Here is a 12,897-nt window from a genome sequence, read left to right on the forward strand (position 1 = left end):
GATGAGCTATCTCTTCCCAGGAGTTCTCGAACCACACCCTGGGTGTGCAGGCCCGGTCGACGAGTCGATCCGGGGAGCAGCAGGGCAGCGGTGGGGTCGGGGAGGGGCATTCGACGGCAGCCCCTGCGGCAGGGGAGACTGACCGCCGCAGGAGAGCCGGACGACGAGCAGGGGTGGACGACGAGATGAAGTTCCGGGTGGCACGCGAGGTGCTCGCCGACGCCGTGGCGTGGACGGCGCGCAGCCTGCCGCCGCGTCCGTCGGTCCCCGTCCTCGCCGGGATCCTGCTGGAGGTGCAGGGCAGCTCGCTGTCGGTCTCCGGCTTCGACTACGAGGTCTCCGCCCGCGCGGAGATCGACGTCAGCTCCACCGAGGACGGCCGTGCCCTGGTGCCCGGCCGACTGCTGGCCGAGATCACCCGGGCGCTGCCGCCGCACCCGGTGGAGGTCATCGCGGAGGGTGCGCGGCTGGCGATCAGCTGCGGCAACGCCAAGTTCTCCCTGCCGACCCTGCCGGTGGAGGACTACCCCTCGCTGCCGTCGATGCCCTCGACCGCCGGCGTGGTGGACAGCGACGCGTTCGCCGAGGCGGTCGCCCAGGTCGCCGTCGCCGCCGGCCGCGACGACACGCTGCCGATGCTCACCGGCGTCCGGCTGGAGATCGAGGACGACCGGGTCACCCTGGCCGCCACCGACCGCTACCGCCTCGCCGTCCGCGAGTTCGCCTGGCGGCCGGAGACCTCCGGGCTGTCCGCGGCGGTGCTGGTGCCCGCCCGCACGCTGGCCGACGCCGCGAAGACGCTGACGAGTGGCCCCGAGGTCGTCCTCTCGCTGTCCTCGGGCGGGTCCGGCGAGGGCATCCTGGGCCTGTCGGGCAAGGACCGGCAGACCACGACCCGCCTGCTGGACGCCGAGTTCGTCAAGTACCGGGCGATCATGCCCAACGAGTCGGCGTCGCACGCCCTGCTGCCAGTCGGGTTGTTCACCGACGCGGCCAAGCGCGTGGCCCTGGTCGCCGAGCGCGGCACGCCGCTGCGCTGCGAGTTCACCCCCGGCCAGGTCACCCTGCGCGCGGGCGGCACCGACGACGACGGCCAGGCCGAGGAGAGCTGCGACGTCGACTTCGACGGCGACCCGCTGACCATCGGCTTCAACCCGACGTTCCTGCTCGACGGGCTGGCCGCGGTGCACACCGACCGCGCCCGGATGGACTTCACCAGCGCGCTCAAGCCCGCGGTGCTCTCCGGCCACGAGGAGCCCGGGGAGGACGGGGTCGTCCGCCCCGGCTCCTACCGCTCCCTGATCATGCCGGTGCGGCTCCCGGGCTGACCCCGGCACCCGCCGCGCGGCCCCGGACCGGGGCGAGCACGATGGGCACGACGACGCCGGAGGGCAGCGCAGCCTGCTCCGGGACGACACCGACTCGAGGAGAACCGCTGTGCAGCTGGGCCTGATCGGACTGGGCAAGATGGGCGGCAACATGGCCGAGCGCGTACGCCGCGCCGGCCACGAGGTCGTCGGCTACGACAACGCACCCGGCAAGCGGGACGTCGACAGCCTCGAGGCGCTGGTCGGCGCCCTGCAGGCGCCGCGCGTGGTGTGGGTGATGGTGCCCTCCGGCGACCCGACCCGGCAGACGGTCTCGGCGCTCAAGGAGCTGCTCGAGGAGGGCGACGTCGTCGTCGACGGCGGCAACTCCAAGTTCACCGACGACAAGATCCACGCCGACGACCTGGCCACCAAGGGCATCGGCTACGTCGACGCCGGCGTCTCCGGCGGCGTGTGGGGCCTGGAGAACGGCTACGCGCTGATGGTCGGCGGCTCGAAGGAGGACGTCGCCAAGGTCCAGCCCGTCTTCGACGCGCTGAAGCCGCCGGCGCCGCAGGACGAGACCGGTGCCTCGGTGCCCGGTGCGGGCTTCGTGCACGCCGGCCCCGTGGGTGCCGGCCACTTCGCCAAGATGGTCCACAACGGCATCGAGTACGCGATGATGCAGGCCTACGGCGAGGGCTACGAGCTGCTGGCCGCCGTCGACCTGGTCGAGGACGTCCCCGGCGTCATCGCCTCCTGGACCCAGGGCACCGTCATCCGCTCCTGGCTGCTGGACCTGCTGGTCCGCGCGCTGCAGGAGGACCCGGGCCTGGACGACATCACCGGCTGGGCCGCCGACTCCGGCGAGGGCCGCTGGACCGTCGAGCAGGCGATCGAGCACTCCGTCCCGATGCCGGCGATCTCGGCGTCGCTGTTCGCCCGGTTCTCCTCCCGCCAGGACGACAGCCCGACGATGAAGGCCGTCGCCGCGCTGCGGAACCAGTTCGGTGGCCACGCGGTCAAGGCCCGCGAGGTCGAAGACCCCGCCTGATGGGCCCCGCCCGTTGTACGTGAGACATCTCCAGCTGGGGTCCTTCCGCAGCTGGGAGTCCGTCGACCTGCCGCTGACGCCGGGTCCGACGGTCTTCGTCGGCCGCAACGGCCAGGGCAAGACCAACCTGGTCGAGGCGGTCGGCTACCTGGCGACGCTGGGCAGCCACCGGGTGTCCTCGGACAACCCGCTGGTCCGGCACGGCGCCGAGCAGGCCGTCGTCCGGGCGGCGCTGCGCAAGGACGACCGGGAGCTCCTGGTCGAGGTGGAGATCAACCCCGGCCGGGCCAACCGGGTGCGGGTCAACCGCTCCCCGTTGCCCCGCCCGCGGGAGCTCCTCGGCCTGGTCAAGACGGTGCTCTTCGCCCCCGAGGACCTCGCGCTGGTCCGCGGCGACCCGACCGAGCGCCGCCGGTTCCTCGACGACCTGCTGGTCAGCCGCACGCCGCGGCTGGCCGGCGTCCGGTCGGACTACGAGCGGGTGCTCAAGCAGCGCAACGCCCTGCTCAAGACCGCGAAGCTGGCCCGCGGCGGGGCGATCGCGACGCTGGAGGTCTGGGACGGGCACCTCGCCGACCTCGGCGGGCAGCTGCTGGCCGCCCGGCTGCAGCTGGCCGCCGACCTGGACCCGCACGTCGGCGCGGCCTACGAGGGGGTCGCCGGCGAGGGCGCCGACCGGGCCCGGCTGGGCTACACCAGCACCGTGCCGCTGGCCGGCGACGGGACGGCGTTCCTGCCCGGCCTCGGCGTGCCCAGCGCGGCCGACCTCACCGCGGCCCTGGCCCGGCGGGTGGAGGAGCGGCGCAAGGAGGAGGTCGACCGCGGCGTGACGCTGGTCGGCCCGCACCGCGACGACCTGGTGCTGCACCTGGGCCCGGCCCCGGCGAAGGGCTACGCCAGCCACGGCGAGTCCTGGTCGTTCGCGCTGGCGCTGAAGCTGGCCTGTTTCGCGCTGCTGCGCGCCGACGGCGAGGAACCGGTGCTGGTGCTCGACGACGTCTTCGCCGAGCTCGACGCCGGCCGGCGCACCGCGCTGGCCGACGTGGCGCGGACGGCCGAGCAGTGCCTGATCACGGCCGCGGTGGCCGAGGACGTCCCGGTCGCGCTGCGCGGGACACGGGTGCAGGTGGCCGACGGGACGGCGACCGTGCTGCCGCCCGACGACGCACCGGCTGCGCTCGACCTGACCGGTGCGGCGGAGGACGCTGGGTCGCATGGCTGACCAGCCCGCGCAGCGGCCGTCGCGCCCCAGCGACATCGCCCGGGCCGCGCTGGACGCCGCCCGGGCCGCCTCGGCCGCCCGGCCCCGGCCCACCCGGCGACGGGTGGCCGGCCCCCGGCGGTCCTGGAGCGGGCCGCACCCGGGCGCCGACGACCCGCAGACCCTGGGTTCGCTGGTCGACTCCCTGGTCAGCGCGGAGGACTGGAGCGAGCGCACCAAGGTGGGCTCGGTGTTCGGCCGCTGGGACGCCCTGGTAGGCGCCGACATCGCCGCGCACTGCGCGCCGCAGTCCCTGAGCGAGGGCGAGCTGACCGTGGTCGCGGAGTCCACGGCCTGGGCCACCCAGCTGCGGATGATGGCGCCGACCATCCTGGGCAAGCTGCACAACCAGGTGGGCGGGGACGTCGTGACCCGGTTGCGCGTTGTCGGACCGACGGCACCCAGCTGGAAGAAGGGCCCGCGGACGGTCCGGGGACGCGGTCCGCGCGACACCTACGGCTGACCCGGCGCCCCCGAGTCCGACCCCCACCGAGAGAGAGCAGCAGATGAGCACCCCCCGCGACGGCTCCGGCGGCTTCGACGACCGACCCGAGGACCAGCGCGGCTGGTCCGAGCCCTCCCACCTCGGCGACGGCTCCACCGGCTCCGACCGGCCGGCGGACCAGCCCGCCGACCAGCCCGCCGACCGCGCGGCGGACCGCGGGTGGGAGCCGCCGGGCTGGTCGCTGCCCGACGCCGCCCCCGACCGGCCGGCGCAGCAGCCCCCCGCCCAGGCGCAGCCGCCGGCGCAGGACTGGGAGGCCACCCCGCCGCCGGCCCCGCAGCAGGGGTGGGAGTCCCACCGCGCCGAGCCGCAGCAGTGGGACGCACCGCAGACGCACGAGGCGCCCCCGCAGGAGGAGAAGCGCGGCGGGGTCCTCGGTGGCCTGTTCGGCCGCGGCCCCCGCAAGCTCTCGGAGGTGCAGCAGCAGTTCCTCCCCAAGGGCGGCGGGTCGCAGGACCTCGCGGCGTGGGGCCAGGCCTACGGCTGGACGGCGTCGGACGGCACCGGCCCCGAGGACGCCGTCCTGGTGGAGCTGACCCGGTCGGCCCCGGTGCGCCCGGCGAAGTCCGAGGTGCCCAGCAACGTGCTGCGCGGCCGGGCCGACGGGCTGGACCTGGTGGCCTTCGACATCGTGTCCCCCTACGGCCGGGGCTGGGTGGCCACCCACGCGGTGACCGCGGCACCGGTGCTGGGCCAGCTGCCCGGTTTCCGGCTGACCCCCGCCCGGTTCTGGCGGCACGGCACCGGCGGGCCGCTGCAGCTGCCCAGCGGCGACCCCGAGTTCGACACCCGCTGGGGGCTGCTGGCCGCCGAGGACTCCCCGCAGCTGCGCCGGGTGGTCGAGGACCCGGTGGTCCGGCAGGCCCTGCTCGGCTCCGACGACGGCGACGAGCTGTGGTCGGCGGTCGGCTTCGTGGCCGCGATCCGGCCCGACGGCCACCGCCCGCTCCTCGTCGAGCACCACGCCCGCATCCTCGCCGCGGTCGGCGCGGCCCTCGGCTCGCATCGGTGACCGCACCCCCGGTCGGGTCGGCCGGGCTGCGCGAGCTGCTCCCGCTGCTGCGCCCGCACCGGCGGGCGCTGGTCGCGGCCGCGGCGCTGTCCCTGGTGGCCGCCGCGGCCGCCCTGGCCCAGCCGCTGCTGGTCTCCCGGGTGGTCGACGCCGTCGGCTCCGGTGCCGCGCTGCTGCCCGGGGTGGCCACGCTGGTCGTCGTCCTGGTCGCCTCGGCGGTGCTCAGCGCCGGCCAGCAGTACCTGCTGCAGCGCACCGCCGAGGGCGTCGTGCTCAGCACCCGGCGCACGCTGGCCGACCGGCTGCTGCGGCTGCCGGTGGCCGAGTACGACCGGCGGCGCACCGGTGACCTGATGAGCCGGGTGGGCTCGGACACCACGCTGCTGCGGGCCACCGTCACCAGCGGCGTCGTCGAGGTGGGCGGCTCGCTGGTGCTGGGCATCGGCGCGCTGGTCGCGATGGCGCTGGTCGACGTGTGGCTGCTGCTGGTCACGCTGGCGTCGGTCTCGATCGGCGTGGGGACCGCCATCGCGGCGGCCCGCCGGGTGCGGGTGCTGTCCCGGCAGGCGCAGGAGCAGGTCGGCGCGATGAGCGCGGCGGTGGAGCGGGCACTGTCCGCCGTCCGCACCATCCGGGCCAGCGGCGCCACCGGCCGCGAGGTGGTCACGGTCGGCTCGTCGGCGGAGAAGGCCTTCACCGCCGGCGTCGCGGTGGCCCGGCTGCAGGCACTCGTCGCACCGGCCACCGGCATCGCGATCCAGGGCGCGTTCCTGGCCGTGCTCGGCGTCGGCGGCTACCGGGTCGCCAGCGGCGCGATCGGCATCCCCGACCTGATCGCCTTCATCCTCTACCTCTTCCTGCTCATCCAGCCGCTGGGCCAGGTCATCCGCGCCTACACCGAGCTGCAGACCGGGCTCGGTGCGCTGGCGCGGGTGCAGGAGGTGCTCTCGCTGGACCCCGAGGACGACGACCGGCCCGCCCGCCCCGGGACGACGACCGCGCCCCGGCTGCCCGCCGCCGGTGACCCGACCCCGCTGCTGGAGCTGCGCGGGGTCGACTTCGACTACCCCGATGGCACCCGGGTGCTGCACGACGTCTCGTTCTCGGTCCCCGCCGGGACCCGGACGGCGCTGGTGGGGCCCTCGGGTGCGGGCAAGTCCACGCTGCTCGCGCTGGTCGAGGGCTTCTACCCGCTCAGCGGGGGCAGCATCCGGTGGGCCGGCACCGACGTCCGCGACCTGCCGCGCTCGGTGCTGCGGGCCCGGATGGGCTACGTCGAGCAGGAGGCCCCGGTGCTGGCCGGCACCATCCGGGAGAACCTGCTGCTGGCCGCGCCGGACACCCCCGAGGCCGCGCTGCGGCAGGTGCTCGAGGACGTCGGGCTGACCCCGGTGGTCGACCGGTCCGAGCTGGGCCTGGACGTGCTGGTCGGCGACGACGGCGTGCTGCTGTCCGGTGGTGAGCGGCAGCGGCTGGCCATCGCCCGCTCGCTGCTGGCCCGGCCGGCGCTGCTGCTGCTCGACGAGCCGACCGCGAGCCTGGACGCCCGCAACGAGACCCTGCTCCGGCAGACGCTGGAGACCGCCGCGCGGGACCGGGCGCTGCTGGTGGTCGCCCACCGGTTGTCCACGGTCCGCGACTCCGACCAGATCGTGGTGCTGGAGGGCGGCCGGGTGGTCGCCGTCGGCACGCACGACGAGCTGGTGGAGACCGACCCGCTCTACCGCGAGCTGGCCACCGCCCAGCTGCTGGTGTGAGGCCGCGGGGTCAGCCGGCCAGCGCGACCCGGACGGCGTCCTCGAAGCCCAGCCGCGGGGGCGAGCCGATCACCTCGGCCAGGTCGTCCTCGCCGGCGACCACGGTGTTGGCCAGCGACTCCACCAGCGAGCGGGCCAGGTCGCGGGACACCGGCGTGAGCAGGTCGATGCCCACCGCGGCCAGCGCCGCGCTGCGGATCGGCACCGGCAGGAAGCGGCGGCGGCCGAGGCCGGCGACCGCGGCGTACCGCTGCACCAGCTCGGCGTAGGTCATCACGTCGGGACCGGCGACGTCGAAGGCCCGGCTGACCTCCGCCGGCAGGGTCGCGCACCCGACCAGCGCGGTGACCACGTCGACCAGCGCCACGGGCTGCACCCGGGTGCGCACCCAGTCCGGGGCGGGCAGCACCGGCAGCCGCTCGGTGACGTGCCGCAGCATCTCGAAGCTGGCCGACCCGGCGCCGACCACGATGGCCGCACGGAGCACCGCCGTCGGCACTCCGGAGGACAGCAGCAGCGCGCCGACCTCCTCGCGGGAGCGCAGGTGGTCCGACAGCGGCTCGTCCACCGGGCGGGGTCCGCCGAGGTAGACCAGCCGGCCGACCCCGGCCCGGCGGGCGGCGCGGGCCAGGCCGCGGGCGTGCGCCCGGTCGGCGGCGGCGAAGCCCGGACCGGCGTCCAGGGCGTGGACCAGCCAGTACGCGGTGTCGACCCCGGTGCAGGCCCGGGTCAGCGCGTCGTCGTCCGCGGCGTCGCCGACGACCACCCGCACGTCGGGCAGCCACGGCCGGTCGGCCAGGCGGTCGGCGTCCCGGGTCAGGACGGCGACCTCGTGGCCGGCGGCGAGCAGGGCGGGGACGAGGGCTCCGCCGACGTGGCCGGACGCGCCGGTGACCAGGCTGTGCACCGCTGCAGTGTGCGGTTCCACGTGGAACCGCGCCCCCGAGCGGCGGTGGCCCGAGGCACTCACCGGCGACCACCCCACGGGGCCGAGGAACTGAGTTTCGTCGGCCGGGGCAACACCGGTGGTGGTCGAGGTCCTCCTGGTGCGTCAGGGGTGACCTCAGGGCGTGGACGGCGCCTCCTGGGTCGATGGACCCGGTATGATCGAGAGGTCACACCGCCAGCAGCCCGCTGAGCGCCGTCCTGCGCCCGTCACCCTCCCCGGTGGCGCCGGTGCCCGCGGCCGGCGGCGTCGCGCGAGAAGAAGGGCCCCACGTGGCTGGATCCGGCAAGCCTGCCGAGCAGAACTCCTACTCCGGTAGCTCGATCACCGTCCTCGAGGGTCTCGAGGCCGTCCGCAAGCGCCCGGGCATGTACATCGGCTCCACCGGCGAGCGCGGCCTGCACCACATGGTGTGGGAGGTCGTGGACAACGCGGTCGACGAGTCGCTGGCCGGCTACTGCGACACGGTCCGGGTCACCCTGCTCGACGACGGCGGGGTCCGGGTCGAGGACAACGGCCGTGGCATCCCGGTCGACGAGCACCCGGTGCAGAAGCGCCCGACCGTCGAGGTCGTGCTGACGATCCTGCACGCCGGCGGCAAGTTCGACGGCAAGAGCTACGGCGTCTCCGGCGGTCTGCACGGCGTCGGCGTCACCGTGGTCAACGCGCTGTCGACCACCCTGGACGTCAACATCTGGCGCGACGGCGTCGAGTACTTCCAGCACTACACCGACACGGTGCCCGGCCCGCTGCAGACGGTCGGGGACACGAAGAAGCGCGGCACGGCGATCACCTTCTGGGCCGACCCCTCGATCTTCGAGACCACGGTCTACAACTACGAGACGATCCGTCGCCGCCTGCAGGAGATGGCCTTCCTCAACAAGGGCCTGACGATCATCCTGCGCGACGAGCGGCGCACCCAGGTCGCCGCCGAGGCCGCCGCGGACGAGCTGCTGACCGGCGAGGCCGAGCCCGCCGCCGAGGACGACAAGCCCTTCACCGCCACCGAGGTCAGCTACCGCTACGTCGACGGCCTGTCGGACTACGTCAAGCACGTCAACGCCAAGCGCAGCCCCATCCACAAGTCGATCATCAGCTTCGCGGCCGACGGCGTGGGCAAGAACGACACCGCGATGAGCCTCGAGGTCGCGATGCAGTGGTCGGAGTCCTACTCGGAGTCCGTGCACACCTTCGCCAACATCATCAACACCCACGAGGGCGGCACCCACGAGGAGGGCTTCCGCGCGGCGCTCACCTCGATCGTGAACCGGTACGCCGTAGAGAAGAAGATCCTCAAGGACAAGCCCGAGGACAAGCTCTCCGGCGAGGACATCCGCGAGGGCCTGGCCGCGATCGTCTCGGTGAAGCTGGGCGACCCCCAGTTCGAGGGCCAGACCAAGACCAAGCTGGGCAACACCGAGGTCAAGGGCTTCGTGCAGCGGGTCTGCAACGAGCAGATCGGCCACTGGTTCGAGGCCAACCCGGCCGAGGCCAAGGTCATCATCACCAAGGCCAGCTCGGCCGCCCGCGCCCGGCGCGCGGCGCAGGACGCCCGCAAGCTGGCCCGCAAGAGCCTGCTGTCGGTCTCCGGCCTGCCCGGCAAGCTGTCGGACTGCCGCTCGACCGACCCCGCCCGCAGTGAGGTCTACATCGTCGAGGGCGACTCGGCCGGCGGCTCGGCGAAGTCCGGCCGCGACTCGATGTTCCAGGCGATCCTGCCCATCCGCGGCAAGATCATCAACGTCGAGAAGGCGCGCATCGACCGGGTGCTGAAGAACACCGAGGTCCAGTCGATGATCACCGCCTTCGGCACCGGCATCCACGACGAGTTCGACATCACCAAGCTCCGCTACCACAAGATCGTGCTGATGGCCGACGCCGACGTAGACGGCCAGCACATCAGCACTCTGCTGCTGACCCTGCTGTTCCGGTTCATGCGGCCGCTGGTCGAGGGCCAGTACGTCTACCTGGCCAAGCCCCCGCTGTACAAGATCAAGTGGGGCGGCAAGCACGACGACGACTACGCCTACTCCGACCGCGAGCGCGACGCGCTGGTCAAGGCCGGCGCCGACTCCGGCCGCAAGGTCAAGGAGGAGATGATCCAGCGGTACAAGGGGCTCGGCGAGATGAACGCCGGCGAGCTGTGGGAGACCACGATGAACCCCGAGACCCGGATCCTGCGCCAGGTGACCCTCGAGGACGCCGCCGCCGCCGACGAGATCTTCAGCGTCCTCATGGGTGAGGACGTCGAGGCCCGCCGCTCGTTCATCACCCGCAACGCCAAGGACGTCCGTTTCCTGGACGTCTAGCGGGGCGATCCGGGCTGATCCGGGTCCCGGTGGACGGTGTGGTAACCCACCGTCCACCCGCCCGCCACTCGGACGTCGTCCCAACCCCATGTCGACCTGGGGTTTTGTCCACCGCTGTGCACTGACCTGTGGAGAACTGAACCGTGACGGAGACCCCGAGCCGCGACCGCATCGAACCGGTCGACCTGCAGGAGGAGATGCAGCGCAGCTACATCGACTACGCGATGAGCGTGATCGTGGGCCGCGCGCTCCCCGAGGTGCGCGACGGCCTCAAGCCGGTGCACCGCCGCGTGCTGTTCGCGATGTACGACCAGAACTTCCGGCCCGACCGCGGGTACGTGAAGTGCGCGCGACCGGTCGCGGAGGTCATGGGCAACTACCACCCCCACGGCGACACCGCGATCTACGACGCCCTGGTCCGGCTGGCCCAGCCCTGGTCGATGCGCTACCCGCTGATCGACGGGCAGGGCAACTTCGGCTCGCCGGGCAACGACCCCGCGGCCGCCATGCGCTACACCGAGTGCCGCCTCACGCCGCTGGCCATGGAGATGCTGGCCGGCATCAACGAGGAGACCGTCGACTACCAGGGCAACTACGACGGGCGCACCGAGGAGCCCGTCGTCCTCCCCGCCCGGGTGCCGAACCTGCTGATCAACGGCTCGGCCGGCATCGCCGTCGGCATGGCCACCAACATGCCCCCGCACAACCTGCGCGAGGTGGCCGAGGCCGTCTACTGGATGCTCGACCACCCCGAGGCCCCCGCCGAGGAGGCCCTCACCGCGTGCATGGAGCGGGTCAAGGGCCCGGACTTCCCGACCCACGGCCTGATCGTCGGCCGCGACGGCATCGAGGACGCCTACCGGACCGGCCGCGGCTCGGTGCGCATGCGCGCCGTCGTCGCCGTGGAGGAGGACTCCCGCGGGCGGGTGCAGCTGGTGGTCACCGAGCTGCCCTACCAGGTCAACCCGGACAACCTGGCCGAGAACATCGCCGAGCAGGTCAAGGACGGCCGGCTGCAGGGCATCTCCGAGATCGCCGACGAGTCCTCCGACCGCGTCGGCCGCCGGCTGGTCATCACCCTGCGCCGCGACGCCGTGGCCAAGGTGGTGCTGAACAACCTCTACAAGCACACCCAGCTGCAGACCTCCTTCGGCTGCAACATGCTCTCCATCGTCGACGGCGTGCCCCGCACGCTGCGCCTGGACGAGCTGGTCCGGTACTGGGTGATCCACCAGATCGAGGTCATCCAGCGGCGCACCCGCTACCGCCTGCGCAAGGCCGAGGAGCGCGCGCACATCCTGCGCGGCTACGGCAAGGCCCTCGACCAGCTCGACGAGGTCATCGCCCTCATCCGGGCCAGTGCCTCCGCCGACGCCGCCCGCACCGGGCTGATGGAGCTGCTGGAGGTCGACGACATCCAGGCGCTGGCCATCCTGGACCTGCAGCTGCGCCGGCTGGCCGCTCTCGAGCGCCAGCGGATCATCGACGAGCTGGCCGAGATCGAGGCCACGATCGCCGACCTGCAGGCGATCCTGGCCGACCCCGAGCGGCAGCGGCGGATCGTCCGCGACGAGCTCAAGGAGATCGTCGACCGGTTCGGCGACGACCGGCGCACCCAGTTCGTCGCGCACGACGGCGACGTCTCCATGGAGGACCTCATCGCCGAGGAGCAGGTGGTCGTCACGATCACCCGCACCGGCTACGCCAAGCGCACCAAGGCCGACCTGTACCGGTCCCAGCGCCGCGGCGGCAAGGGCGTCATGGGCGCGACGCTCAAGCAGGACGACCTGATCCAGCAGTTCTTCGTGGGGTCGACCCACGACTGGATCCTGTTCTTCACCAACAAGGGCCGGGTCTACCGGGCCAAGGCCTACGAGCTGCCCGAGGCCGCCCGCACCGCCCGCGGGGCGCACGTGGCCAACATCTTGGCGTTCCAGCCCGACGAGAAGATCGCCCAGGTCATCCAGATCAAGGACTACGCGGTCGCCCCGTACCTGGTGCTGGCCACGGCGAACGGCCAGGTCAAGAAGACCCGGTTGACCGACTTCGATTCCCCGCGCAGCGGCGGCGTCATCGCGATCAACCTGCGCGACGGCGACGAGCTGGTCGGTGCGGCGCTGATCGACCCCGAGCAGAACCTGCTGCTGGTCACCCGCAAGGCCATGAGCATCTGCTTCAAGGCCGACGACGCCCAGCTGCGCCCCATGGGCCGGGCGACCGAGGGCGTGCGCGGCATCTCGCTCACCGACGACGACCGGCTGCTGTCGATGATCGTGGTGACCGAGGGCGTCGACGTCCTGGTGGCGACCGAGGGCGGGTACGCCAAGCGCACCGGCATCGAGAACTACCCGGAGCAGAACCGCGGCGGCAAGGGCGTGCTCACCGCCGACCCGAAGTCCCGCAAGGGCGTGCTGGTCGGTGCGCTGTCGGTCGTGCTCGGCGACGAGCTGTACGCCATCACCTCCACCGGCGGGGTCATCCGCACCCCGGTCAACGGCGTCCGGCACAACAAGGACCGGGCGACCATGGGCGTCAAGCTGATGAACCTGCCCGAGGACGTCTCGATCGTGGCCATCGCGCGGACGACTGACGACGAGGAGGTCGAGGTCGCCGACCCGACCTCGCTCTGACCCGGCAAGCCGTGCACCTTGCTCGACCGGGGGTGCACGGCGTGCCGGTCGGTCAGTCGGGGCGGGATAGGCACCCCGGCGCCTAGGCTGGGGCGAATGCCGTCACCCGGTGCGGG

9 protein-coding genes are annotated in these 12,897 nt (G+C 73.3%); 8 read left to right on the plus strand and 1 reads right to left on the minus strand.

Annotated features, from left to right (window positions below):
* The first annotated feature begins 173 nt into the window (after positions 1-173).
* The 6 genes from dnaN to LFA75_RS11205 all read left to right on the plus strand — a co-directional run bounded on the left by dnaN (position 174) and on the right by LFA75_RS11205 (position 6,896).
* Positions 174-1,328 carry a DNA polymerase III subunit beta gene (dnaN, locus tag LFA75_RS11180; protein ID WP_225233713.1) on the plus strand — a complete coding sequence of 385 codons (1,155 nt, stop codon included), beginning with the start codon at positions 174-176 and terminating at the stop codon, positions 1,326-1,328.
* Positions 1,329-1,437: 109 nt separating this feature from the next.
* Positions 1,438-2,361 (plus strand): phosphogluconate dehydrogenase (NAD(+)-dependent, decarboxylating), encoded by a 924-nt coding sequence (gene gnd / locus LFA75_RS11185; RefSeq protein WP_225233714.1) that lies wholly within the window; start codon positions 1,438-1,440, stop codon positions 2,359-2,361.
* A gap of 19 nt (positions 2,362-2,380) precedes the next feature.
* Positions 2,381-3,583, plus strand: a complete 1,203-nt coding sequence (gene recF, locus LFA75_RS11190; RefSeq protein ID WP_225233715.1) for a DNA replication/repair protein RecF — start codon at positions 2,381-2,383, stop codon at positions 3,581-3,583.
* On the plus strand, positions 3,576-4,085 hold the full coding sequence (locus tag LFA75_RS11195; protein ID WP_225233716.1) for a DUF721 domain-containing protein: 510 nt from the start codon (positions 3,576-3,578) through the stop codon (positions 4,083-4,085). The genes recF and LFA75_RS11195 overlap by 8 nt, the downstream gene beginning before the upstream one ends.
* A gap of 43 nt (positions 4,086-4,128) precedes the next feature.
* A complete protein-coding gene (locus LFA75_RS11200) occupies positions 4,129-5,139 on the plus strand; it encodes a hypothetical protein (RefSeq protein WP_225233717.1) in 1,011 nt (336 codons plus the stop codon).
* Entirely contained in the window at positions 5,136-6,896 is a 1,761-nt protein-coding gene (locus LFA75_RS11205; protein WP_225233718.1) for an ABC transporter ATP-binding protein, read from the plus strand. The genes LFA75_RS11200 and LFA75_RS11205 overlap by 4 nt, the downstream gene beginning before the upstream one ends.
* Before the next feature lie 10 nt (positions 6,897-6,906).
* On the opposite strand, the gene LFA75_RS11210 is transcribed toward LFA75_RS11205, so the two are convergent.
* Positions 6,907-7,803, minus strand: coding sequence for an NAD(P)H-binding protein (locus LFA75_RS11210; RefSeq protein WP_225233719.1), 897 nt, complete (start codon positions 7,801-7,803; stop codon positions 6,907-6,909).
* A gap of 311 nt (positions 7,804-8,114) precedes the next feature.
* Here LFA75_RS11210 and gyrB point away from each other — a divergent pair, with 311 nt between their 5' ends.
* A complete protein-coding gene (gene gyrB, locus LFA75_RS11215; RefSeq protein ID WP_225233720.1) occupies positions 8,115-10,151 on the plus strand; it encodes a DNA topoisomerase (ATP-hydrolyzing) subunit B in 2,037 nt (678 codons plus the stop codon).
* 143 nt (positions 10,152-10,294) lie between these two features.
* Positions 10,295-12,781 (plus strand): DNA gyrase subunit A, encoded by a 2,487-nt coding sequence (gene gyrA, locus LFA75_RS11220; RefSeq protein WP_225233721.1) that lies wholly within the window; start codon positions 10,295-10,297, stop codon positions 12,779-12,781.
* Positions 12,782-12,897: the final 116 nt, after the last annotated feature.

This window comes from Klenkia terrae (genome assembly GCF_900491935.1).
GTDB classification, from domain to species: domain Bacteria; phylum Actinomycetota; class Actinomycetes; order Mycobacteriales; family Geodermatophilaceae; genus Klenkia; species Klenkia terrae.